Genomic DNA, 24081 nt, shown 5'->3' with positions numbered 1-24081 from the left:
GGCGACGCGGCTCCGTTACGTGCGTGCGACCAGCCCCGCCTTTCTGACTCTCTAAGCGCTTCCCCTCGGGCGTGGCGGGCCGCCGTCGCCATCGTCCTCGACGCCGTCACGAACGCGGCGCGCATCGACAGGGCTGGCTTCTCGGGCTGCTTCGTGATCCCGTGGGAGTCATGGGCGTTGGCGCCAACTGACGCAACGGATCCGGTCCAACTGACGCAACGGATCTGGTCCAACTGACGCAACGGATCCGGTCCAACTGACGCAACGGATCCGGTCCAAGTCGCGCAATCGGGTAGGCTAGCGGCATAAAGTTGCGGGTTTCGGAAGCTGGAGGAACGAGCTATGCGCTACCTGCCACGACTCGCAGACGACCTGCTTGGCGAGGCCCTGGCGATCAGCGGTGCGGTGCAAGTCAGGGGACCGAAGTGGTGCGGCAAAACCGCTACCTCCTTGCAACAGGCCGGCAGCGTCATCTACCTCCAGGATCCTGACCGCAGTCGGTCCTACCTCGCGCTGGCGGATGCAAAGCCCTCCGCGCTGCTGGAAGGGGAGACGCCGCGACTCATAGACGAGTGGCAGATGGCGCCGCAGCTGTGGGATGCGATCCGCTTCGCCGTCGACCGTCGCGGCGAGCCGGGGCAGTTCATACTCACCGGCTCATCCACGCCGACTGTACAGGGGATGCACTCCGGCGTTGGGAGGATTGCCTCCCTGGTCATGCGGACCATGACGCTCTTCGAGTCGGAGGAGTCCGCTGGGCAGGTGTCTCTAAAGGCGCTGTTTGACGGAGAAACGGAGATAGCCGGCGTCGCCACGCTTGACGTGGAAGACATGGCGCGGGTGCTCTGCCGTGGCGGCTGGCCTGCCGCCGTCACCGCAGGTGCAGCGGTGCCGGCTGGGCGCCTGGCAAGGAACTACGTTGAGGGGTTGGTCGACTCCGACGTAGCGCGCATGGATGGTGTCACCCGGAACGCCACTCGCATGCGTGCGCTCATGCGCGCCTATGCGCGTCATGTCTCCACTCAGGCCTCACAGGCCACGATCGCGGCCGACCTCGCGGTTGATGAAGCCTCCATGGCGCCTAACACGGTAAGCGACTATCTCGACGCATTATCGCGCGCCTACGTGATCGAGGATCTGCCTGCATGGAACCCCGCGCTGCGTTCGAAGACCGCGATAAGAACCAGCCCGACCCGTCACTTCGTGGACCCATCGATTGGTGCTGCCGTCATGCGCTGGACTCCGGCTGACCTGTTACGTGACTTCGAGACCTTCGGACTGCAGTTCGAATCGCTGTGCGTGCGCGACCTAAGGGTCTACGCCGAAGCCAACGACGGGACGCTCTTCCACTACCGCGACAAGACCGGTCTGGAGGCGGATGCCGTCATCGTCCTCGCCGACGGACGGTGGGCGCCGGTCGAGGTAAAACTCGGCTCCGCGCAGCTTGACGATGCTGCTGCCCACCTGCGTCGTTTGCGGGACCGTGTGGACTTGGATCGAATGGGCGAGCCGTCCTTCCTTGCGGTGATTACCGCTGGAGCCACCGCTTACCGCCGAGATGACGGCGTTTTCGTCATCCCCCTGGCTTGTCTGCGCAACTGATACCGCGGTGCTGGCGTGATCGCGTGACGGGCATCCCGACGACGCGCCGCCGGTCAAATTCGGGAACGCGACTCCCGAATTTCGCCACTCGTGGCCGTCCGACGCACGGCGTGCTGGTCTAGCCCGGTCGGGCCGTGATGCGACTGCTCGCGTTTGAAGGTGTGGCGTCCTGCGACCGTTGGCCGGGGTTCGTCCGAGCTGCCGGTGCTCTTTCCATAGGCGCGGCCGACCCCACGGTGGCATGCGTGCCCATATCCCATGCCGCTCCTAAGTGTCCATCCGTCGCCACTTTCGTTTGACGACAACGGTGCTTTCTGTTGGAAACCGCTTCTTATCGGCGCAAACACGTTGTTCCCAGTGGGCGGTGAGGGAATGCCAAGTTGAAAATGGCGACGGATGGACACTTTCGTCGTTGTGCGCGGAAGGATTGCGGCCGTGTCGCCGGGGCCTGCGCTCGTCGGGCCGCCACGAGGGGCACTGCCAGAACCTGGCTGTGCGGGCTCCGCCCGGGGCACGCTAAGGCCGGGGCGACGGCGTCGCCGCCCCGCGCCCGAACGCGCATACCGACTCACGTACCCAAGGAGACTCTGACATGGAGTACACCAAGCTCGGAACCACGGACATCACCATCCCCCGCCTGTGCATCGGCGGCATGAGCTTCGGGGAGGTCTTCCCCGACTCCCACCAGTGGTCCATCGACCAGAGCGCCACCCAGGAAGTGATCGCCCGCGCCCTGGAGCTGGGCGTGAACTTCATCGACACCGCCAACGTCTACGCCCGCGGCACCAGCGAGGAGTTCATCGGCGCCTCCCTGAAGAACCTCGGCGTCAAGCGGGAGGATGTGGTACTCGCCTCGAAGGTCTACTTCAACGAGGGGCACCTGTCCCGGGAGGCGATCAACCGGGAGATCGAGGGCAGCCTCAAGCGCCTGGGCACCGACTACCTGGACCTGTACATCATCCACCGCTTCGACTACGACACCCCGGTCGAAGAGACCATGGAGGCGCTGGACGGCCTGGTGAAGGCGGGCAAGGTCCGTGCCCTGGGTGCCTCGGCCATGTACGGCTACCAGCTGCACAACCTGCAGCTGGCTGCGGACGCGGGCGGCTGGACTCGCTTCGCCTCCATGCAGAACCACTACAACCTGCTCTACCGCGAGGACGAGCGCGAGCTGATCCCCGTGTGCCAGCAGTACGGCATGTCCCTGACGCCGTACAGCCCGCTGGCCTCCGGTCACCTCACCCGACCCACCTGGGACTCCGACTCCGTGCGCTCCACCACCGACAAGGTCATGAGCAGTAAGTACGACCGCGACCGCGAGATCGATATGCCCATCATCGAGCGCGTGGCCGAGACCGCCGAGAAGCACGGCGTTCCCATGGCGGACGTGGCTCTGGCCTGGCACTGGGCACGGGGTGTGGCCGCGCCGATCGTCGGCTGCTCGCGGCCCAGCCGGGTCGACGACGCCGTGCGCGCCCTGGACCTGAAGCTTACCGACGAGGAGATCGCCTACCTGGAGGAGCCCTACCAGCCCCACGAGCTGGTCGGCCCGCTCGCCCGCCCCGGCGACAAGCCGCTCGCCGGCACCAGCGTGAGCAAGTAACCGAATCACGATCAGAATCGCTCCGCCCCGGCAGTAGCTAATGCTCTCGCCGGGGCGGAGTCTCGCCTCGCACATCGACTGCACACCCGCGGCGGCGGAGGACTGTCGAAGGCGGGAAAGACTGCGACAGGGCTGGACGGGCGCGCGCCTGCCCAGTAACGTCGGGCCCATGAGGAAGTAGCGATGCCCCACGGGCGCACGGAAACAGACTTAACCCATGAGGCCGTGCCCGGGGTGCAGCGTCGCTGACCTCCATACCGATCCGCCGTCGGCCTGAGCTCCCGCGCCGGCCGGTTGAATGCCGGACCCGCCTCGACGGACGCGGCATCCTCCGCGCAAGTACTGCCTTGTCGGACAGTCCTCGTTGCGAAATTGCGAACAGCCTGCACCGCCGTACGGCCTCCTACCCCTCCAGGAGGCCCGCATGCAGCTCACCCTGTCCGATATCCACCACACCTACCCCGGCACCGCCTCTCCGGCACTGTCCGGCGTAACCGCCACCTTCCCGGCCGGCTGGACCGGCGTCGTCGGCGACAACGGCTGCGGTAAGACCACCCTCGCCCGCATCGCCTGCGGGGAACTGGACCCCGACGCCGGCGCAGTGGCTCCGCGCCTGGTGTCCCACTACTGTGCCCAGGACGCCGCCGCGCCACCGCCGACGCTGATGGACTTCGCCTGCGCCTATGACGAGGTCGCCACGCGGCTGCGCCGCGACCTCGGCGTCGCCGACGAGTGGGCCTGGCGCTACGACACGCTCTCGGGCGGACAGCGCAAGCTGGTCCAGGTCGCCTGCGCGCTGTGGGAGCAGCCGGACCTGCTGGTGGTTGACGAGCCGACCAACCATGCCGACGCCGCGGCCCGCGCGGCCATCCGTGCCGCCCTGGCGCATTTCAACGGCGTCGGCATCCTCATCTCCCACGACCGGGCCCTGCTGGACGCCCTGTGCGCTCAGTGCCTGTTCATGAACGCCGGTACCGCCGTCATGCGGCCGGGCGGTTACACGCAGGGCTTCGCCCAGGCCGAGCTGGAGCGGGAGAGCGCCGTCCAGCGCCGTGAGGCGGCCAAGCGGGAGCAGCGGCGCCTGGCTCGAGAGACCCAACGACGCCGCGAGGAGGCTTCCCGCACCGCCTCCCGCCGCTCCGCCCGCAACATCGCCAAGCACGACAACGACGCACGCTTCCGTCGACGCTTAGCGGTGGTGACCGGACAGGACGGCAAGACGGGCCGGCTCGCCTCCCGCATGGAGGCCCGGCTCGCCCGCGCGAACGCCCAGGTGGAGGCCATGCACATCGACAAGCGCTACGACGCCGACCTGTGGGTCGACTCCGCCCCGAGCCGTCGTCCAGTACTGCTGCGCACACAGCCGCTCGCCCTGCTCCTGGGAGAGGCCACAACCCTGCGCACGCCGGCGCTGCACCTGAACAGTCGCGACCACGTGGCACTGGTGGGCGACAACGGCACCGGCAAGACCACGCTCGTCCGAGCGCTGCTGGCGCGGCTGCCGGAGGACACGGCGCGGCTGTATGTGCCCCAAGAACCCGACCGGGCGGCGCGGGAAGCGACGCTGGCGCGCCTGGCCGGGCTGGATGCCGAACGGCGTGGCCGGGTGCTGTTGATCGTCGCCAGGCTCAACTCCTCTCCGGAGCGGGTCCTGGAGGGGGACGCAATCAGCCCCGGCGAGATGCGCAAGCTCATGCTCGCACTCGGCGTCCTCGACCGGCCGGAGCTGATCGTCATGGACGAGCCCACCAACCACCTGGACATCGGCTCCATCCGGGCGCTGGAACGGATGCTGGCAGCATTCCCGGGGGCGCTGCTGCTCGTCTCCCACGACGCCGCCCTGGTGGAGGCGACCACCACTATAACCTGGCGGATCGGCAGGGAGAGCGCGGAAGGACTGCGGCTGGCCTTGGAGTAGTCGGCGACTCGCCGAGGAAACGGGAGAGTCATTGGGACGCAGTCGCGAAGCCAACCCGGCTCAGTGAGTCAGCGAGCCTGGGTGATACGCTGCACGTGGCGGATTTGAAGCACTTGCGCGGTGTCGGGAAAGAGGGGCAAAAGCTTGTCTGAGGCAGTGTTGGCCGTAATCTTTTTTGTGGTTCCGGTCGTCCTGTTGCTGGCGGTCGCTGTTTTTGCTTCACGCAACTCTGCGTTGACAAAGAAAGACTTGCAGAGGCTGCACTTTCGGTACATGTACGGAGCCTCGGTGGATCGTATGCTTGCGGAGTGCCCGCTCGATCTTGATTACATCAGGCGCACACGCGACTCGGGGAAAAGAGGCCGTGTGTCTGCCATCCAGTACGTGAGGAAATGGGATCCGGTCCCTCTCGAGGTTGCTGCGGAGTTCGTCGACAGGCTTTGATATTGGCCCCTCCGCGTATCAGGATCCAGGCCGCATGGCCTCGGTGCGGGCTGTCCGCAGGCGCAGAACATACCCGAGCGCCGCGCCTAGATGAGGCCGCTGGGGGAGTGCCCCACCGACCGCCGTGGAGACACGTGGTGGCCGGGCGGTAACGCGCCGCCCGGCCACCACGTCGTTCGGTTCTCTCAGTCGTACAGGAGCACCGAGATGTCCTCATCATCGATGTTGGAGGAGTCATACCAGTGTGAACCGGTGTCCACGTCCTCAACGCTCTCACCATTCGCCGCCTGCACGGCGAGGGTGACCGCCTGGTATCCCATCTGGTAGGGGTCCTGGGTCACCGAGCCGAGGAAGGCCCCGGAGCGCACGGCGTCCTTTTGTGAAGTGCCGGCGTCGAAGCCCACCACCAGCAGGTCCTTGTAGCGGCCGGAGTCACGGTCCAACTGGGAGGCGTCAGCGGTGGCGCTGATGACGCCGTTGACGGCGTCCTGGTTGGCGGCGAACAAGGCCACCAGGCCGTCCGTGGACAGGATCGAGGTGGCCGCGGACTGAATGTCCGCCTGGCTGGTGGTGGGCGGTACGGTGACGACGATCTTCACCTTGGCGGGGTTGGTCGAAGGCGTGGTCCAACGCTGCTGTCCGGACACGTCGACCGCACCGGCGAGGCCGTCAAGCTTCTCCAACTCGGTCACGAGGGTGGCGGTGAAGCCGTCCACACGCTGGACGATCGAGCCGGAGGTCGAGTCCTGTGCCAGGACCCCGATGACGGCGGGGGAGTCCGCGCTCGCGGAGGCCAGGGCGGATTGCAGATCGGCGTTGGCGGCGAGGTTGGTGGCGACGTTGCCGCCCGCTACCTCGTTGTCCGTGGTCGCGGTGGCCAGCACCGCGCCGGAGGCGTCGTCGGGCACGCCCGAGTCGAAGCCGATCACCGGGATGTTCTGGTTCTTGGCGTTCACCAGGGCGTCCTGCACGGCGTCGGGCTGGCAGGCCGCCAGGGCGATCGCGGCCGGCCGCTGGTTGACCGCGGAGGCGAGCTGCTCCACCTGCTGGGAGACATTGCTCTCCGCGTCGGGCCCATTGGTCTCCAGGTCGACGCCGAGCTCGTCGGCGGCGTCCTGCGCGCCCTTGAAGGCGGCCTGATAGAACTGGTTCTGGTAGCTCTTGGAGATGATGATGACCTTCATCTTTCCGTCCGCACCTGCGGAGCCGCCGTCGTCACTGCAAGCGGCCAGCAGGGATACCGAGCAGGCGGATACGAGCGCCGCCGTCAGTGCGGTCCTCCGGGTGAGCATGGTGGTCATGGTTGTTTTTCCTTTCATGGGGTGGGGGAGGAGAACGGTTGGCGGGATCAGGCGCGGCCGGAGCGACGCGAGCGGATGACGTCGAGCAGGACCGCGAGCACTACGACGACGCCGATGAGGACCTGCTGCCACTGCACCGGCAGGCCCATGGAGAGCAGGCCCGTCTTGAGCACGGAGATGACGAAGACGCCGATGATGGTTCCCCACAGGGAGCCGACGCCCCCGGCCAGTGAGGTACCGCCGATCACGCATGCGGCGATCGCGTACATCTCCTGACCGTTGCCGGTCTGGGGTGTAATGGAGGAGAAGGTGGCCGCGTAGATGACCCCGGCCAGTCCGCAGAAGAAGCCGTTGAGCACGTAGACCCAGAACTTCCAGCGGGAGACCACCACGCCGGACAGCTCGACCGCCTCCTCGTTGGAGCCGATGGCGTAGGTGTAGCGGCCGAGCTTGGTGCGGGTGAGGATGAACCAGGCGATTACGAAGAACGCGGCCAGCCAGAGGATGCCCACGGGCAGGTTCCCCGCCTTGTACAGGACCGTCTTGAACCAGCCGTCGTCGGAGGTCAGGCTCGGGAAGGTCTGTGTCTGCACCTGGGCGATCACCGCGCACAGGCCGAGGGAGGCGAACTGCATGCCCAGGGTGGCGATGAAAGGCGGGATATGCAGGAAGCCGACCAGGATTCCGTTGCCGATGCCGAAGGCGACCCCGGTTGCGAGTACCACCAGCAGCGCGAGGCCGATCGGAAGGTGCCATACGTTGTATGCCACGCCGCCGACCAGCGCGGAGCCGACCATCACCGTCCCGGAGGACAGGTCGATGCCCGCGGTGATGATGACGAAGGTCATCCCGATGGCCAGGAAACCGATGTAGTAGGACGAGTCGAGGATCGACACGAAGGTGCTGGGGGACAGGAAGTGATTGCCGAATACGGCGAAGAACGCATACAGGATGACCAGTGCCGCCAGCGCCATCAACTGTTGCATCGGTAGCGCACGCAGTGGGTTGTTCTTGGTGATGTTTGCGCTCATGCTGCGCGACCTTCTTCCTGCTTGGTGGCCAATTCCATGATCTTGATCTGCGTTGCCTCGGAGGCGTCCAGCTCTCCGGTCTTGCGTCCCTCGCGCATGACAACTACGCGATCGGACAGGTGGAGGACCTCATCGAGGTCTGAGGAGACGAGGATGATCGACTTGCCCCGCGTGACCAGATCGCGCATGAGCTGATAGATCTCTGCGCGCGCACCGATGTCGATGCCGCGTGTGGGCTCATCGAAGATGAGGATGTCGACGTCGCGCAGCAGCCACTTGGCCAGCACCACCTTCTGCTGGTTGCCGCCGGAGAGGTTGCGTACGCGCTGGCGTGTGGACGGGGTCTTGATGCGCAGCATGTCCACGTACTTGCGGGTTGCGCGTTGTACCGCACGTTCGTGTACGACCGTGGCGGTGGTGAAGGCGTCGTAGGAGGCCAGGACTGTGTTGTCGCTGACGGACAGGCCCGTGACCAGGCCGAAGCGCTTGCGATCCTCGGACAGATAGGCGATTCCCGCATGAATAGCGTCTTTGGGACGGTGGAAGGACACCTCGGCGCCGTTGACCTCCAGCCGCCCGGATGTGGGACGCTCCGCACCTGCGACAATCCGCATGGCCTCCGTGCGGCCGGCGCCGACCAGACCCGCGAATCCGAGGATCTCCCCGCGATGGAGGGTGAAGGACACGTCCTTGACGTCGGCGGAGGCGAGATGCTCGGCCCGCATGACGACGGGCGCGTCGGGTGCTACGTCGGAGTGGGTTTTCGGGGTGTTGACGACCTGCCTGCCCACCATCATCTCGATGATCTCGTCGAGGTCGGTTTCGGCCGTCTTGAGCGTGCCCACATGCGCGCCGTCGCGCAGGACCGTAATGCGGTCGGCGATCGCCATGACCTCGTGCATGCGGTGAGAGATGTAGACGACCGAGACACCGCGGTCCCGTAACCGTCGCACTCGCTGAAGCAACTCGGCGCTCTCGGCCTCCGACAGCGCCGCCGTCGGCTCGTCCAGAATCAGCACCTTGGTCGCCTCGAAGGACATGGCGCGCACGATCTCCACCAGCTGTGCCTTGGAGACCGACAGGTCCCGCAACAGGGTTTGCGGGGCTACGTCGACCTCGTGCTCGGCGAGCAGCTCCTGGGCACGGCGGTTCAGCGCGCGATCGGAGACCAACAGAGAGGAGGACTCCCTGCCGATGAAGATGTTCTGCGCCACGCTCAGGTCGGCCATCATGTTGAGTTCCTGGTGGACGATGGCGATGCCGGCGCGTTGGGCGTCGCGAATGGTGCGGAAGGCTGCCGGGGCGCCGTCGTACTCGTAGCTGCCCTCGAAGTCCGGGTGGATACCGGTGAGGATCTTCACCAGGGTGGATTTGCCGGCGCCGTTCTCCCCGACGAGAGCGTGCACTTCTCCTGGCATCAGGTCGAAGGACACGCTGCTGAGAGCCTGCACTCCGGGAAAGGACTTGGAGACGTCTGTCAGTCTCAACCGGGGTGGTTGTGGTGGTGCCATATCTGCTCCATTGCTTGAGGTGATCCGCGGGCGGCGGTGCCGGGCGCGGCTGGGAGGGCCGCCGAAGCGGCCGGTGGGAAGGGGTTACTGGGATGCCTCCAAGTGGCGGCGTTCCAGTACTGACAACGATGTCAATCGCAGTGACGATGGTACGGTTGGTTTCCACTCGGGTCAAGTGCGTCTTAAGAATCGGGGAGGAGACAGTGACGTCATACTCGTCTGCCGGCGCGACGCCGGGGATGCAGCGGCGGGCCACCATGAAGCAGGTCGCCCGCCTGGCGGGAGTCGGCGTCAAGACGGTTTCGCGCGTGGTCAACGGCGAGCCCAATGTCTCCGACGCCACCGCCGAGCGTGTCTGGGATGCCGTCCGTGAGTTGGATTACCACGTGGACCTGCGCGCCGGCAGCCTGCGCCGCCCCGGCGGCGCCACACGCACCATCGCCCTGTTGGTGGGCAGCGTTGACAATCCCTTCGCCGGAGAGCTCCACCGGGGTGTGGAGGACGTCGCCCGCGAGCACGATGTGGCGGTGCTGGCCTCCAGCCTGGACGAGGAGCCGGAGCGGGAGGTGGCGGCGGTCGAGGACTCCATCAGACGCCACGTGGACGGCATCATCGTCAACACCACCACGGCGGACGGGGCTGCGCTGGAGCGGGTGCTGCACCTGGGGGTGCCGATCGTCTTCGTGGATCGGGCGCCGCACGGAATCGAGGCCGACCGTGTAACCAGTGATACCCGGGCTGCGGCAGAGCGGGCGACCGCGCACCTGCTTGAGCGTGGTCACCGCCGTATTGCCCTGCTCACCGAGCGCCTGAATGTGGCCACCGCGGTGGAGCGGCAAGAGGGGTTCGCAGCCGCATTTACGTCTCGCGGCGCCGACGCCGACGGCGCCATCGTGGTGTCCGGGCTGGTAGGGGCGGGGGCGGCCGAGTGCGCCGTCACTGGGCTCTTCAATGAGCCGTGCCCGCCGACGGCGATCTTCAGTGGGCAGAACCTCCTCACCGAGGGGGCGCTGCACGCGTTGCACAATCTGGAACTGCGCAACCGGATAGCGCACGTCGGCTTCGACGACCTGCCGCTGGCGGACATGCTTCAGCCGGCGCTCACGGTAGTGCGGCAGGACCCCCGGCGCATGGGAAGGGTGGCGGCGCAGCGCCTGTTCCGCCGCCTGGAGGGTGAGGTTCTCCGGCCGGAGCACATTGTGATCCCCACGCAGTTCATTACTCGCGGCAGTGGGGAGATCGAGCCGGATGATCGACTCGATCTCCCCACATCCTGAGGTGCCCGGAATACGCGCCCGCCTACTGCGGATCTTTCAGGAAGATGCGCACCTTGGCCGAGAAGCGACTGCTCAGGAAGGCGAAGTAGCCGGCCTGCAGGGCGAGCAGCGGGATGAGGATGATCAGGAAGCGCCCGTACAGGAGCCGGGAGGCGATCCGTGCCATCACCAGGTAGTTCATGGCGAAGCCCGTGTTGACGACCGCCAGCAGCACCGGAACGGTGAACAGTACCAGCAGTTGCCTGCGCTGCACGCGCAGAATCTCCCGCAGCGACATGCCCATGCGGTGCAGGTTCCGTGTGATCGGCAGGTTGTCCCGCACGCTGGAAACCAGCCGGAAGTAGATCAGGCTGGCCGAGGCGGCCATGAAGACCGCGGAGAATAGCACGCCCACGTAGGTGAAGATCTGGTGGCTGAACTCGTCGGCGTCGATCTCATCAATGCGCGGGATGAACAGGAAGCTCTCGCCATCAGCCATCCCGACGCCGATCGTATTGCGCACGGTGGTGGAGAAGGCGCGGGCGCCGGAGTCATGCAGCGCGTCGTCGAAGTCGAACAGGTGGGCACGCATGGAGGTCGTGCGCGGTTGCTGGGAGATCTCCTGCAGTGTCTGGTCGGCGACCACGTAACAGTCAATGTTGCGCGGATTGTCGAGCAGCCGGGTGCCGGCGCCTACCACCTCGAGCTCGCCGACGCCATCCACGCCGACCGTACTCCCGGTTGTTTCGCTCGCCCCACTGATGTCGAGCGCCTGGCCGGCCGCCAGGTCGGGGTGCTCTCCGGTCACCCGGCCGTACTCCTCCTCGGATACGAACTTGGTGTCCACCAGACCCACATCGTCTCCTTCTCCCAGGAGGATGAAGTCCAGCGTGTACTGCTGATGATCGATGCCGTTGCCGTCCAGCTCCCGCTCAATGAGCGCGAGGTCCCCTGCCTCCCGATCGCTGTCGCCAAAGGCGTAGTAGGTGGCGGCGAAGGGGACGCTGGCCGTGATATCGGCGCGGACGGACATGGCCAGGGAGATGGATGCGGTGATGGCGCAGAAGGCCGCGGTGAGCAGCATGGTGGAGATGAACATGGAGGTCACCCCGCTCTTCAGGCGGTACAGCAGTGCCGAGACCCACAGCGCGTTGCCGCCGCGAAGGTAGCGGCGTGAGTGCTTCTGGATGCCGGTGATGGCCAGGAAGACGAACTGGCTCAGAACCAGGAATGTGCCCACCATGAAGCACCCGATCAGCACGTAGTTCAGCGTCTTCTCCAGGGCGCGGTCGATCAGCGCCGGGGCGGATCCTGCATAGCGCGGGTAGAAGGTCAACGCGTATCCGAGTAGCAGTACCACCACCCCGACAACGGCCAGCGGGCTGGAGAAGCGCACGCCCTTGGCCTCGTGCCCCGAGGAGGAGAGCAGCTCGAGTACGGGGCGCCGGGACAGGCCGCGAACCAGGAGCAGGGTCACCAGCACGAACACCACCGCGAATCCGATCGCCGTATCGCGGATCGGTGCCAGGGGAGTCTTCCAGGTGATGTTGGACAGGCGGACGATGCGCGCCATGATCAGTACCGACAGGTGGCCGAAGGCCGTCCCCACGAGCATGCCGACCACAATGGCGCTGGCTCCGATCAGGGAGTTCTCCGCCAGCAGCATGCGACGTAACTGGCGGCGTGACATGCCCATGGCCCGCAGGGTGCCGAAGGTGCGCCTGCGCCGATCCACGAAGGAGTAGATCGAAAGCGACAGGAACACGACCGCGAACACAAGCACGATCACCGAGGCCATCCGCATGAACAGCTGGATGCTACCGCCGCCCTGATCCAGTTCGGGGTGGTCGGCGTTGACGGCGAAGATGAAGAAGATCGTGACGGTGAAGACGCTGCTCAACCAGTAGGCGATGTAGGTCTCCGCATCGCGCAGGACATTATGCTTCGCGAACTGCCAGAGGGTCATCGTCCCTCACCGCCGATGAGCTTGAGCACGTTCAGGATCTGGTCGTAGAAGGCCAGTCGGTCGTTCTCCCGATACAGCTCGGAGTGCACGGCCCCGTCCTTGATGAACACCACCCGTTTGCACCAGCTCGCGGTGCGCGCATCATGGGTGACCACGATGGTGGATACCCCTTGGCGCTCGTTGAGATCGGAGAAGATGCGCATGACGTCCTGTGCGGCCGCGGAATCGAGATTCCCGGTCGGCTCGTCCGCGAGCAGCAGCTGCGGTCCGTGAATGATCGCCCGCCCGATGGCCGCCCGCTGCGCCTGACCGCCCGAAACCTCATGCACCCGGTGGGCCAGGACATCCCCGATGCCGAGCTGCTCCGCCACCGCCCGGGAGCGGCGTCGCATGCGGGCGGGGCTCTCATCCGATGCCAGCATGAGCGGCAGCATGATGTTCTCCTGAATGGTCAGCGTGTCCACCAGGTTGAAGTCTTGAAACACGAACCCCAGCCGTGTCCGCCGGAAGACTGCGGCCTCCTCCTCGCTCAGGTCGGCCGGATTCTGACCTCCAACGCGTACGGTGCCCGAGGTGGCCGGCAGGATTCCCGCCACCAGATTCAGGACCGTGGACTTGCCACTACCCGAGGGCCCCATGATTGCCACCAGTTCGCCCGCGCCTATGCGCAGCGAGAGCTGATTGACGGCCTTGACCCTGACCGTGTCCCCGTAAATCTTGCTCACGCCCTCCAGGGACACCACGGCCGGTCCGGGCTCGTGTGTCACGGTGTTTCGCATTGCCGTTTCAGTCATTGCTTGCCCCTTCCGTGTGTTCGGCAACTGCCGTTAAAGCTATTGCCCGCACGGGGCGCGAACCATCGAAGCGGGTGACGGTGGGTGACAATCGCTGTCACCTGCGGTGTGGTCAGGCAGCCGCGGCTGTGCTTGTGCCGAAGCGCACGGTGACGGTGGTTCCCTCATCGACGGCCGAAGTGATCTGCAGCGAGTGTCCGAGGCGTTCGAGCACCTGCTTGACCAGGTACAGGCCCACCCCGGAGGACTGCGAGCCCGCTCGACCATTTGAACCGGTGTAGTACAGGTCGCACACGCGTGGCAGGTCGCGGGGACGTATGCCGCAGCCGGTATCAATGACACTCAGCTGCGCTCCCTCCGGTCGGGCGCCGATGCGTACCTCCACCGAGGATCCCGGTTCGGAGAACTTAACCGCGTTGTGGATCAGCTGGTCCACGACGAAGCCGATCCACTTGCGATCCGTGTTCACCACGACGTCCTCGCCGGTACAGGCGACGCTCACTTCGCTCTGCAGGAACAGCCGCTGATTCTGTTGCATGACCCCACGTGCCAGATCACTCAGGTGCACCTGCTCGGTCACCAGATCGTTCTCGAAGCGCTCGATCCGGGCCAGACTCAGCACCAGATCCAACTGCCGCTGCAACCGGTCGAGCTCACAAAGAACAGGGAAGGGATCACGGCTCCCCTCGCCGTCCTGCGCCAGCAGGCGGATAACACTGAGCGGCGTCTTCATCTGGTGCACCCACTGGACGATATGGGTGCGCCACTGCTCGGTCGCCGCCTGCTGCTCCGTGAGCAGCCCCAGGTAGCGCTGGTAACTGGCGTTGCCGTGTTGGATGAAGGCATTGACGAGCGGATCGGTGGACTCCTGTCCGAGCAGCTCCTCCAGGACCCGGCCGGGGGAGCCGAGCCAGCGATACAGCCGCCGACGTCGGAAATACCGCACCGTAAGGGTCGCCACCAGCAGAAAACCGGACAGGCACAAGAAGTAGGTCATGCCGCCGGTGGTGTTGAATCCGCCAACACCTTGGTAAAGCGGTAGCAGCCCTCCCACAACCAGGACGAATAGCATCACGATGCCCAGGTGCTCGCGCAGAAACAGTCTCACGTGGTGCCTCCGCCACGCTCATCCGCGCCGACGACGAGCCGGTATCCGTATCCGCGCACGGCTCTGAGCTCAACTCCAACACGGTGTCCTGAGAGGCGGCCGCGTAGCCGGCGAATATTGACGGTGAGGGTGTTGTCCTCCACGTAGGCGGCGTCCTCCCAGGCGGAGGCGAGTAGCCGATCGCGTGAGGCCGCATCGGGATGCGCCTGCATCAGGGCCTGCAGCAGTTTCGTCTCCGTGAGTGACAGCTCGACCTCCTGGCCGCCGATGGCCGCCAGCTGCCGCCCGGGGAACAGAATTAAATCCCGCACCGTGAGCGCGTCCTCGGCATCCGCGGAACTCAAATCCCCGTAGGCGCGTCGAATCACACCACCGACCTTGGCCAGCAGTAGCTCCGGATCGAAGGGTTTGGTCAGATAGTCGTCTGCGCCCGCTTCGATGCCTCGGACCTGGTCGCCGGTGGCGTCCCGGGCGGACACGATGATGATAGGGATTTTGGAGACCTCCCTGATGCGGCGACACCAGTAGAAACCGTCGTAGCGCGGCAGATTCACGTCCAACAGGACGACGTCCGGATCGACGCGCTCGACCTCGTGCAGCAGGTTTCCGAAGTCGGATGCCGCGGTGCAGTCGTACTGGTAGCGCTCTAACAGGCCGATGATGCCGCGTGCCAGCGCCGCATCATCCTCCACCACCAGAACTCTGTACACGTGCTCAGCTCCTTCTCGGTGTTCTCGAGGTCGACCGCGGTTGCACCGACAGGCTAGTGGATGGTGCGGGCGTGTCGTCGTCGGCCAGCGAGGCGCGCAGCCGTTCCAGGAAGCGCTCCGCCATGGGGGAGTGAGCCTGCTGCCGCCGCCAGATGAGGTACATCCGCGACTCGAGTGCCGGCTCCAGCGGGCGGAAGGCCAGTCCGCTGGAGGGGCTGGTGTCCACCAGGTGGTCGAAGGTGAGCAGGTAGCCCAGGCCCTCGCGGGCGAAGACCGCGCCGTTGTAGGGCAGGCGGAAGGTGCCCTCAAGTTGCAGCTCGCCCATGCGGCTGCCGGCCCAGGCCGGGATGTCTCGTGCCCAGGACTGCTCCGAGCAGAAGAGCGGTAGTCCCGCCAGGTCGTCCACGGTGACGGCCTTCTTGCCGGCCAGGGCGTCGTCGTGCCGCAGCACCACGCCCCACCTGTCCGCCACGGGCAGGGGCAGCGTCTCGTACCGGCTGAAGCGCTCGCCGTCGGGCTCCTCGACGATCGCCGCGAAGTCGAGCAGGCCCCGGTCCAGCTTCTCGGTGACCTGCTCGGTGTCGCCGCTGGTGACGTGGTAGCGCAGTCCGGGGCACTCCTGCTTGAGCAGCTTGAGCTGGCGGGCGAGCAGACCCACCTGGTAGGACTCGGCCAGCCCCAGGTACAGATCGCCTCCGGTGATGTCACCCAGGGTAAGGAAGTCGGCCTCGATACGGTCTGCCAGGCCGATTAGATCCTCGGCCCGTTCGCGCAGCAGTCGGCCCTCCTCGGTGAGCTCGATGCTGAAGGAGTGCCTGACGAACAGCTTGTGCCCCAACTCCCGCTCCAGCGCCTTCATCTGCTTCGAAAGCGTAGGCTGCGAGACGTGCAGCTGTGCGGCGGCTCGGGTCATGTTCTCCTCCCGGGCCACGGCGGCGAAGTACCGCAGTGTGCGTATCTCCATGTCCAACAAGATATGCCAAGACGGCATGTCAGGCATGACAAACGGTCATTAGCGTCATGTTGCCCGAGTGGTTAATTTAGATGCCGGAGGCGTTCCGCACCGTAACGGGGCGCCACGCACAGCCACAGATACAGAGAACGGAGCGTCAGGAAATGAGCACCGAGAACCTCGAACTGACCCAGGAGTGGGACAAGGTCTTCCCCCAGTCCGACGCCGTGGACCATGAGAAGGTCACCTTCCACACGCGCTTCGGCATCACCCTGGCCGCCGACCTGTACAAGCCGAAGGACGCCGACGGCAAGCTGCCCGCGTTGGCCGTGAGCGGGCCCTTCGGCGCCGTCAAGGAGCAGTCCAGTGGCCTGTACGCCCAGACCATGGCCGAGCGCGGCTTCCTCACGATCGCCTTCGACCCCAGCTTCACCGGCGAGTCCGGCGGCACGCCCCGCTACATGAACTCCCCGGACATCAACATCGAGGACTTCCAGGCCGCCGTCGACTTCCTGTCCGTGCGCGACGACGTCGACCCCGAACGCGTCGGCATCATCGGCGTCTGCGGCTGGGGCGGCATGGCGCTGGCTGCCGCGGCCGCCGACCCGCGGATCAAGGCCACCGTGGTCTCCACCATGTACGACATGAGCCGGGTGGCCGCGAACGGCTACTTCGACTCCGCCGACTCCGCCGAGGCCCGCAATCAGACGCGCGCATCCGTGGCCGCCCAGCGCACCGCCGACTACCGCTCCGGCACCTACGCCCTGGCCGGCGGGGTAGTAGACCCGCTGCCCGAGGATGCTCCCGGCTTCGTCAAGGACTACTACGCCTACTACAAGACGCCCCGCGGCTACCACCCCCGCTCCCTGAACTCCAACGACGGGTGGACGGTCATCGGTGGCTCCTCGCTGATGAACGCGACCCTGCTCGGCTACATCGAGGAGATCGAGAACGCCGTCATGATCGTCCACGGGGAGGCGGCCCACTCCTACTACATGGGTAAGGACGCCTTCGCCCGCCTGCAGGGCGACAACAAGGAATTCGTCTCCATCCCCGGCGCCTCCCACACCGACCTGTACGACGGCGGCGAGAACGGCGCCATCCCGTGGGAGAGGATCACCGAGTTCCTGCGCACCAACCTCGGCTGAGTCGCATCTTCGCGCAGCTCTGAGCACTCCGGGGTGGGCCGCCGTGTGGCGGCGGCCCACCCCGCTGGCTTGGCCTCGGCCTCCGACGGCTTTGAGGAGCTTGTCCCGGGCGGCGTGCCGAGAGGAAAAGTGGTTCTTCCGGTTTGGGGCTGTGGTGGTTGTCTCGGGCTGCGGCAGGAGTGCTGCCGATGTATGGCATGGGGTGGGGTGACGTGGGGTGGGGTGTTTGGTGCGCCGGCTGGGCGTTAACAACGCTACTTAACGCTCTGCTGTATACCTCTGGGGCCTTCAGCAGACGGTTAACTGGCGTTGTTAACGCCGAAGTGGCGTTGCAGACGGCGACGCGGCGCAGTAGACGGTCCCGCTCCAGGGCGCCGGAGCTATCGGCAGCCAAGTGCAGCCAGGCCTGGCATGACGAGCCGGCGCCGTGGAGGTTTAACCCGCGTCCTCGAGCACTCCGCCCGGCCGGCGGCGAGGGTGTCCCTACCGGGCCGAGGACGTCCTCGCCAGCCCGAACACGACCCCGCCGGCCACATGTCCTCGTCAGCCTCAGAACGTCCGCGCAGACCCCACGCCGACCTCGTGCGCCCGGGCACGACCACCCGCGGGCCCGAACCACCACACCCACAATCCGCAGCGCCCGTGAGCATCCGATGGTGCTCCCAGCTGTCACAGATTGCACCACTTTGCTGGGACATGCCGCAACCTTGGTCGACAGAACCGCATGATTTCAACGATGTGCGCTAGGTGGCTCGTGTCCGGGCAGGTAAAGTGGTGCAATCAGTGACAGCTGGGCGGCGGTCACCGTGGTGAACCGGCAGGCCCACCGGTTTCCTCGCCCGGAGACACGCCGGCCGCCACATCCACAAGCACGACGAGCCGGTCCGGATGGCCTGGCGGGGTTGCTAGAGGACACGCCCCGGCCCTCGAGGACGCCTCCCGGGAGAGCGTCCTAGGCGGCCCGACGACGTCCCCGCCGACCCGAGCACGACCGCACCGCACCAACCACCACCCCACACCACAGCCCCGGCCGAACCTCACACCCGCAAACCGGAAGCGCCTGTTTACTACGCCGGTTGGGTGTCTGCTGAAGGGGTCTGGGCCCTTCAGCGGAGGCCAAACTGGCGTAGCAGAGGCCGAAGGGGCGTACCCAACGACCGCGCCCTGGCCTCGATCCCACTCGCTCCACGCCCGTGACACCGCCCCGAGGACATCCCCGCCGCCGGTGACGTCGTCGTCAGCCTCAGAACGTCCGCGCAGGACCCACGACCTCGTTTCCCGCACGCCCGAGCACGACCTCATCGTCCCGAACACGACCACCAAGTCGGACCCGTCCGCGCCGAACAGCGCGCCGAACACGACCAACCGCGAGCCCGAACCACCACACCCACAAACGCGAAGAGCCGTGAAACTATGGGCTGGCTGCGGTGAAAGTGGGCACCGATGGACATTTCTGCCGATGACTCGATGTCTGGTTAGACCGCCGCACGTGCCCGTGAGCGGCCGACACCCAGCCCGATCGCTCCGATGGCGACGGCGAACAGGGCGCATATCCCGCAGTACCCGAGCAGCGGCGTGAGCACCTGGGCGGAGGTCGAGCCGGCGTTGAAGGCGCCACCGGTGGCCAGGGTGGCCCAATATCCGGGTGTGAGCCGCGCGACCGCGATCACGGCGTCGGGCAGCATGTCCAGGGGGGCCCACGCGCCCGCTAGGACGGAGAATGCCATGCCGCCGATGACTGCGATGGCGTTCGCGGCGTTCTCCCCCAGTCGCAGTTGCCCCACGAGGAAGCCCATGGCTACTCCATTCAGGGTATACGCGGCCAGCGCGAGACCGATCACCCCCAGCCGTGGTGCCGCATCCACGATGCGATCGGCGGCGAAGACCGCAGTGCCCAGGCAGAAGAACCACAACCATGCCACCAGACCCACTAGAAGACATGCGCCCAGCAGCCCCAGGCCGCGTGAGCGGCCGGTCACGGGCGCGGAAGACACGCGGGAGTGCACGGGAGGTCGGTTGAGGGAGGCCATGAGCACCGCAATCGCTACCACGCAGAAGGCCGTCAGCGGGAACAGTGAGAACAGCGTATACAGCTTCAAGGACTCCGGCAGAGGGAGTGCGTCTTGGGTGATGAGCCGAGCGGCGGAGCCGCCGCGCATTGAACCTTTTGCCAGGGTCACGGCCCGCTCCACGGACTGTTCGGCGGACTGGGTGCCGGTGGCATCCGTGTTCAGGGCATGCAGATAGTCGTAGACCTGGTTCAGGTACGAGTTGGTGTGCACGTTCATGAGTGAGCCCATGTAGGACCGGTAGCTGACGACGGTCTTCACGGCGGGCGGCTGGGTTCCGTCCTGGGCCGCGGCCTGTAGCTCCTCGCCGAAGCCGGCGGGGATGATCAGGATGTACTGGATGCGGTCCTTGGCGGTGGCGTCCTGGAGTGCCTGTTTGGTGTCTTCCAGCGGCTGGGTGTTGCCGACGGAGCCCACGTATTCGGCCAGTGCCCGGGATACCGCGGAGTCGTCGCGGTCGATCACGGCAACATCCGCCGTCACCTGGGTGACGCCGGCGTCGGTCGCGTTGCCGGAGCCGGTCCCGACGAAGACAGCGCCCGCGCTCATGAGCACCAGGTAGATCAGGATGTAGAGGCGGTGCGCCACCAGAATCCGCAGCGAGGTCTTAAAGGTACTCATGGTTCGTCCTCCGCATGCGCATTAGGGCGATCAGCAGGAATATGACGCTCATACCCGCCAGCACGGCGCAGCTGCGAGCGAATGGCTCCAGGGAGTCGTAGTAGAGCAGCCCGTAGAAGCATCGGGTCGCCTGCCATAGGGGATTGAGCTGGGACGCCAGCGGGGCGCTGAGTTCGATGGCATTGGCTAGTCGCTGTGAGGCGGTGCCGTACAGCCCGCAGAACAGGGACAGTAGGCAACTGATTGCCGAGACTCCGCCCAGCGGCATCCGCGGGAAGGTTCCCAGGACCGAGCCGGCGGCGCAGGCCATGAGGCTGGAGATCCCGATTGCCAACAGGCATAGCGCCGTGTAGGGGCCGAAGTCCACACCCACCACGAATCGCATGAATATGAATGCCAGTACCAGGCAGGCCCAGGTGCATGCCCAGGCCGCGGAAAGCGTCCCCAGGAGCAGTCTCCAGCGCGGCAGTGCCCCCAGGTTGCGGCGCGCCGCCAGAGGCCCTGAAGGGGCGGTGATCTCCCGGATGGCGACTACCGCGATCGTCATACCCATGCCGCTGGTGAAGGCGAGCAGCGCGAAGTAATACGGCACCTCGGGCTTTCCGGGCACACGGGTGACCTGGACCTCGGTGGTGAATGCGTGGCGGCCCTGTACTGCGGCGGCGGCATCCGCGGGCGGTGCTCCCGCGGCGATCAGCGAGGTGATCTCGTCGCGGCTGTGCACGTAGGTGTCCAGCATGGCGCGCAGTACCGGGGTGGTGGACAGGTCATTGCCTTCCGGGGACAGGTGCAGCACGGGCGTGCCACTCTGGACCGCGATGTAGCCGACCACCGCGCCGTCGCGAACGGCCGCCTCGGCCTGCTCCGCGGTGTCGTAGGCCACGGGATCGAGCAGCCGCAGTTCGGCGTCGTCGGCGGAGACGGTGTCAAGGGCGCCACCCAATCCCGCCTCGGCCGCGTAGGCATCATCACGCACGATCCCGACCCGGATGGGGTCGACGGCGTAACCCGCCTCCAGCCCGGAGAACATCATCATGAACATCAGGGACAGTGCGATCGGCATGCCGAGTGTCCACAACAGCAGGATCCTGTCGCGCAGGAGTCGGAGCACCTGGTAACGGAAGACGGTGGGCATATCAGGCCGCCTCATCGCGCAGCGCCCGGCCGGTGATCTCCAGGAACACGTCGTTCAGGGTCGGCGGCTCGGAGGTCACCCGGCCACAAGTCACGTCCACCGCCGCCAGTGCCGCCAGCACGTCGGCTAGGTTGTGCGCCCCCGGCGCGCACTCGACGACCAGCTCGGGCGGCTCGTAGGTGACGGTGCGGACGTGCTCCGCTCGACGCACCGGCTCCAGCTCGCGCTCGCCGAGCTCGGCGGGGGAGACGACCTCCACGCGGATGCGCTCACCGGTGCCGATCATCGCCTTGAGCTCGCTGGCGGTGCCGCCGGCGATCTGCCTGCCCCGGTCCATGATGATGATCCGCGTGCAAAGCTGCTCCACCTCCTCCATGTAGTGACTGGTGTAGACGATGGTGGCGCCGCGGGTGTTGAGGTGTTTGATCCCGTCGAGGATGGCGCTGCGGCTCTGCGGGTCGACGGCCACGGTGGGTTCATCCAGGATGATTAGATCGGGGCGGTGCACGATGCCGCAGGCGATGTTCAGGCGGCGCAGCAGCCCGCCGGAGAGCTTCTTGGGGCGGAACCTGGCGAACCGCCCCAGGTCCACGAAGTCGATCGCCTCCTGCACCAGCTCGCGACGGCGGGCGCGATCGGAGACGTACAGGGCGCAGAAGGCGTCGATGTTCTCCCGGACTGTGAGCTCCTCGAAGACGGCCACCTCCTGCGGCACCACCCCGATTCGCCGCTTGAGCTCGTAGGCGGTGGCCGACATCGGCTCGCCGAATACGCGGATCTCGCCCCGGTTGTAGGTAAGCAGCTGCAGTATGCAATTGATCGCCGTGGTCTTACCCGAGCCGTTCGGGCCGAGCAGCCCGAGGATCTCGCCCGAGGCGACCTCCAGCGACAGCCCGTCCACGGCTACCAGCTCCCCGTAGCGCTTGACCAGGTCATCAACGACCACCGCCATGTCGGACACGTCGTCTCCTTTCGCCCGTCGATCGGGTTCGGGGCCATGGTTGCGCGAGGCGGCACGGTGCCGGAAGTGCCTGCTGTCATGAGGTGGCGGCCCGGTCGTGACAAATGTCAGGGGCTGTCACCGTCCGCGCACTCGCCGCGCCGCCGTGGCTGATAATCGGTGCGTGAGGGAGCTGACGGACAGGACCGTGGTGCTGGCGGCCTGCGTCCCCCTGGTGCTGGTGTTCGGGATGCCCACGCCGACGACGATCGTGTGGTTCCTGGTTGCCGTCACCTGCAGTGGGACCTGTGCCGCCTGGGGGCGGTGGCCGGCCGTGGGTGCCCTGCCGGCCGCCTACCTGCTGGCGGGATGCGCGGACTCTGCGGCCGCCGTGGGAGTGCCACTGGCCGTCTATGAGCTGGTGGGGGCGGTCTCGGATCGGGGCCGTTGGGCATGGGGCGGCGCGGTGATCTGTGTGGCACCCCTGGTGTTGGCGCTGCGGCGTGATTCTGGGGCCGTTGTGTCGGTGGCGGCGGCCCTGGCGGCGGTGGCCGCCCTGCTGGCGGTGCGCACCGGGCAGGTGGACCGTGCCCGCAGCGCCTTGCACGCCGTTCGGGACGATCTACAGCATCGGGTTACCGCGCTGCAGGAGACGCAGGCTCGGCTGGAGCAGGCTCAAGAGTACGAGACGCGTGCCGCGGCCTTGTCGGAGCGCACTCGGATTGCCCGGGAGATTCACGACGGCGTCGGGCACCTGCTCACTCGTCTGCTGTTCCAGGTGCACGCCGCCCAAGCCGCCCACCGGGATGACTCGGCTGCGGTGGCCGAACTGAGGCAGATTGCGCAGACAGCTGACGAGGCGCTGTCGGCCATGCGCGCAGGGGTTCATGCCCTGGATGACACGGGCGAGGACCTGGCCGTGGCTCTCAACCGGCTCGCTGTGGGCTGTGGCGTCGCGCAGGTGAGGGTCGATTGTGCTCCCGACGCGTCTCCACCGGCACTGGTGACGCGCTGCCTGGTCGCGGTGACACGCGAGGCCCTGACCAACGCCGCCCGCCACGGCGAGGCGAGGACCGCCTGGGTGACGGTCGCGGACTTCCCCGGATTCTGGCGGCTGACGATCGCCAACGACGGCTCCGTCCCGGCGTGGGCCGAGTCCCCACAGCCGCTGCTGAGCGCACGTCCGGACGCCGACGGCATGGGGCTCGGCACACGTTCCATGACCGATCGGGTCGAGTCCCTGGGGGGAACGCTCCGTATCCTGACTTCTCCGAGGTTCACGGTGCTCGCCACCATCCCGAAGGAGACCGCGTGAAGGTACTAATCGTCGACGACGATCGTCTGCTCGCCCATTCCCTGGCGACGATCCTGGGGGCCGAGGCGGATATCGACGTGGTCGGTGTGGGCGCCAGCGGCCTGGAGGCGGTAGCCGGTTTCCGAGACGCGCACCCCGACGTGGTGTTGTTGGACATACAGATGCCCGGAGCCGACGGCTTGGATGCGGCCGAGCAGATCCTCGCCCTGGATCCGGGCGCGAAGGTGGTCTTTCTGACCACCTTCGCCGACGATGAGTACATTGCACGGGCGCTGCAACTGGGGGCCCGCGGCTACCTGATCAAGCAGGACGTGGCGCAGATAGCCCCCGCGCTGCGGAGTGTCATGACCGGGATGAGCGTCCTGGAGGGGCGGGTACTCGAGCGAACCGCCGCCATGGGGATGGCGACGGGTGCGGCGACGCCCGGAGACGTACGCCCTCCGGCCTTTGCCGCGCTGACCGAGCGTGAGTACGAGGTGGTTCAGGCCATCAGCGGGGGGCTCGACAACGCCGAGACGGCGGACCGGCTGCACCTGAGCGAGGGCACGGTGCGCAATCACATCAGCGCCATCCTGGCCAAGCTCGGCCTACGCAACCGCACCCAGATCGCGGTGCTCTACTACCGCGGCTCCAAGCTTCCCTGACCGCCGATGCCCG

The 24081-nt window shown here is 66.5% G+C and carries 19 protein-coding genes; 8 read left to right on the top strand and 11 right to left on the bottom strand.

What is annotated here, in order from left to right; genetic code table 11:
* The first annotated feature begins 342 nt into the window (after positions 1-342).
* From C3B71_RS11725 to C3B71_RS11710, 4 genes are all read left to right on the top strand, one after another.
* A complete protein-coding gene (locus C3B71_RS11725; protein WP_108968244.1) occupies positions 343-1602 on the top strand; it encodes an ATP-binding protein in 1260 nt (419 codons plus the stop codon).
* A 592-nt stretch (positions 1603-2194) separates the two neighbouring features.
* Entirely contained in the window at positions 2195-3205 is a 1011-nt protein-coding gene (locus C3B71_RS11720) for an aldo/keto reductase (protein WP_108968242.1), read from the top strand.
* Between the two features lie 424 nt (positions 3206-3629).
* Positions 3630-5123 carry an ATP-binding cassette domain-containing protein gene (locus C3B71_RS11715; protein ID WP_108968240.1) on the top strand — a complete coding sequence of 498 codons (1494 nt, stop codon included), beginning with the start codon at positions 3630-3632 and terminating at the stop codon, positions 5121-5123.
* 144 nt (positions 5124-5267) lie between these two features.
* Positions 5268-5567, top strand: a complete 300-nt coding sequence (locus tag C3B71_RS11710; protein ID WP_146752329.1) for a hypothetical protein — start codon at positions 5268-5270, stop codon at positions 5565-5567.
* A gap of 185 nt (positions 5568-5752) precedes the next feature.
* Here C3B71_RS11710 and C3B71_RS11705 read toward each other — a convergent pair whose 3' ends face one another.
* The 3 genes from C3B71_RS11705 to C3B71_RS11695 are packed head-to-tail and all read right to left on the bottom strand — an operon-like array spanning position 5753 to position 9386.
* On the bottom strand, positions 5753-6868 hold the full coding sequence (locus C3B71_RS11705) for a substrate-binding domain-containing protein (protein WP_159097686.1): 1116 nt from the start codon (positions 6866-6868) through the stop codon (positions 5753-5755).
* A 47-nt stretch (positions 6869-6915) separates the two neighbouring features.
* A complete protein-coding gene (locus tag C3B71_RS11700) occupies positions 6916-7899 on the bottom strand; it encodes an ABC transporter permease (protein ID WP_108968233.1) in 984 nt (327 codons plus the stop codon).
* On the bottom strand, positions 7896-9386 hold the full coding sequence (locus tag C3B71_RS11695; RefSeq protein ID WP_234415896.1) for a sugar ABC transporter ATP-binding protein: 1491 nt from the start codon (positions 9384-9386) through the stop codon (positions 7896-7898). The genes C3B71_RS11700 and C3B71_RS11695 overlap by 4 nt, the downstream gene beginning before the upstream one ends.
* A 227-nt stretch (positions 9387-9613) precedes the next feature.
* Between C3B71_RS11695 and C3B71_RS11690 the strand changes: the two genes are divergently transcribed.
* A complete protein-coding gene (locus C3B71_RS11690) occupies positions 9614-10687 on the top strand; it encodes a LacI family DNA-binding transcriptional regulator (RefSeq protein WP_199912501.1) in 1074 nt (357 codons plus the stop codon).
* A gap of 22 nt (positions 10688-10709) precedes the next feature.
* Here the strand turns inward: C3B71_RS11690 and C3B71_RS11685 are convergent, their stop codons facing one another.
* The 5 genes from C3B71_RS11685 to C3B71_RS11665 form a co-directional block, all read right to left on the bottom strand.
* Positions 10710-12632 carry an ABC transporter permease gene (locus C3B71_RS11685; protein WP_108968229.1) on the bottom strand — a complete coding sequence of 641 codons (1923 nt, stop codon included), beginning with the start codon at positions 12630-12632 and terminating at the stop codon, positions 10710-10712.
* Positions 12629-13426: an ABC transporter ATP-binding protein gene (locus C3B71_RS11680; RefSeq protein WP_234415895.1), complete on the bottom strand. Its 798-nt coding sequence runs from the start codon at positions 13424-13426 to the stop codon at positions 12629-12631. Before C3B71_RS11680 ends, C3B71_RS11685 begins: the two co-directional genes overlap by 4 nt.
* A gap of 112 nt (positions 13427-13538) precedes the next feature.
* Positions 13539-14534: a sensor histidine kinase gene (locus tag C3B71_RS11675; RefSeq protein ID WP_108968225.1), complete on the bottom strand. Its 996-nt coding sequence runs from the start codon at positions 14532-14534 to the stop codon at positions 13539-13541.
* Positions 14531-15244 carry a response regulator transcription factor gene (locus C3B71_RS11670; RefSeq protein WP_073328549.1) on the bottom strand — a complete coding sequence of 238 codons (714 nt, stop codon included), beginning with the start codon at positions 15242-15244 and terminating at the stop codon, positions 14531-14533. Before C3B71_RS11670 ends, C3B71_RS11675 begins: the two co-directional genes overlap by 4 nt.
* 4 nt (positions 15245-15248) lie before the next feature.
* Positions 15249-16208 carry a LysR family transcriptional regulator gene (locus C3B71_RS11665; protein ID WP_108968222.1) on the bottom strand — a complete coding sequence of 320 codons (960 nt, stop codon included), beginning with the start codon at positions 16206-16208 and terminating at the stop codon, positions 15249-15251.
* A 152-nt stretch (positions 16209-16360) separates the two neighbouring features.
* Between C3B71_RS11665 and C3B71_RS11660 the strand changes: the two genes are divergently transcribed.
* Positions 16361-17344 carry an alpha/beta hydrolase gene (locus C3B71_RS11660; RefSeq protein WP_073328551.1) on the top strand — a complete coding sequence of 328 codons (984 nt, stop codon included), beginning with the start codon at positions 16361-16363 and terminating at the stop codon, positions 17342-17344.
* Positions 17345-18819: 1475 nt separating this feature from the next.
* On the opposite strand, the gene C3B71_RS11655 is transcribed toward C3B71_RS11660, so the two are convergent.
* From C3B71_RS11655 to C3B71_RS11645, 3 genes are read right to left on the bottom strand one after another with little or no spacing between them, the layout of a single operon-like run.
* A complete protein-coding gene (locus tag C3B71_RS11655; RefSeq protein WP_181574833.1) occupies positions 18820-20034 on the bottom strand; it encodes an ABC transporter permease in 1215 nt (404 codons plus the stop codon).
* Complete coding sequence (locus C3B71_RS11650; RefSeq protein WP_108968220.1) at positions 20021-21169, bottom strand: ABC transporter permease; 1149 nt, start codon at positions 21167-21169, stop codon at positions 20021-20023. Before C3B71_RS11650 ends, C3B71_RS11655 begins: the two co-directional genes overlap by 14 nt.
* A gap of 1 nt (position 21170) precedes the next feature.
* Complete coding sequence (locus C3B71_RS11645) at positions 21171-22121, bottom strand: ABC transporter ATP-binding protein (RefSeq protein ID WP_108969864.1); 951 nt, start codon at positions 22119-22121, stop codon at positions 21171-21173.
* A 172-nt stretch (positions 22122-22293) separates the two neighbouring features.
* Here C3B71_RS11645 and C3B71_RS11640 point away from each other — a divergent pair, with 172 nt between their 5' ends.
* Complete coding sequence (locus C3B71_RS11640) at positions 22294-23424, top strand: sensor histidine kinase (RefSeq protein ID WP_073328556.1); 1131 nt, start codon at positions 22294-22296, stop codon at positions 23422-23424.
* A complete protein-coding gene (locus C3B71_RS11635) occupies positions 23421-24068 on the top strand; it encodes a response regulator transcription factor (protein ID WP_073328559.1) in 648 nt (215 codons plus the stop codon). The genes C3B71_RS11640 and C3B71_RS11635 overlap by 4 nt, the downstream gene beginning before the upstream one ends.
* Positions 24069-24081 lie beyond the last annotated feature (13 nt).

The sequence above is a fragment of the Actinomyces sp. Z16 genome (assembly GCF_003111765.1).
In the GTDB taxonomy this organism is placed as follows: Bacteria; Actinomycetota; Actinomycetes; order Actinomycetales; family Actinomycetaceae; genus Actinomyces; species Actinomyces glycerinitolerans.
The sequence above is the reverse complement of the archived record's forward strand: the minus strand, read 5'-3'. Positions and strand labels throughout refer to the sequence as shown.

Coding starts and splice junctions, on each gene's coding strand:
- C3B71_RS11685 (WP_108968229.1), bottom strand. CDS start 12,632: ATGACCCTCTGGCAGTTCGCGAAGCATAATGTCCTGCGCGATGCGGAG.
- C3B71_RS11665 (WP_108968222.1), bottom strand. CDS start 16,208: ATGGAGATACGCACACTGCGGTACTTCGCCGCCGTGGCCCGGGAGGAG.
- C3B71_RS11650 (WP_108968220.1), bottom strand. CDS start 21,169: ATGCCCACCGTCTTCCGTTACCAGGTGCTCCGACTCCTGCGCGACAGG.
- C3B71_RS11645 (WP_108969864.1), bottom strand. CDS start 22,121: ATGGCGGTGGTCGTTGATGACCTGGTCAAGCGCTACGGGGAGCTGGTA.
- C3B71_RS11680 (WP_234415895.1), bottom strand. CDS start 13,426: ATGACTGAAACGGCAATGCGAAACACCGTGACACACGAGCCCGGACCG.
- C3B71_RS11720 (WP_108968242.1), top strand. CDS start 2,195: ATGGAGTACACCAAGCTCGGAACCACGGACATCACCATCCCCCGCCTG.
- C3B71_RS11725 (WP_108968244.1), top strand. CDS start 343: ATGCGCTACCTGCCACGACTCGCAGACGACCTGCTTGGCGAGGCCCTG.
- C3B71_RS11705 (WP_159097686.1), bottom strand. CDS start 6,868: ATGACCACCATGCTCACCCGGAGGACCGCACTGACGGCGGCGCTCGTA.
- C3B71_RS11700 (WP_108968233.1), bottom strand. CDS start 7,899: ATGAGCGCAAACATCACCAAGAACAACCCACTGCGTGCGCTACCGATG.
- C3B71_RS11660 (WP_073328551.1), top strand. CDS start 16,361: ATGAGCACCGAGAACCTCGAACTGACCCAGGAGTGGGACAAGGTCTTC.
- C3B71_RS11655 (WP_181574833.1), bottom strand. CDS start 20,034: ATGAGTACCTTTAAGACCTCGCTGCGGATTCTGGTGGCGCACCGCCTC.
- C3B71_RS11715 (WP_108968240.1), top strand. CDS start 3,630: ATGCAGCTCACCCTGTCCGATATCCACCACACCTACCCCGGCACCGCC.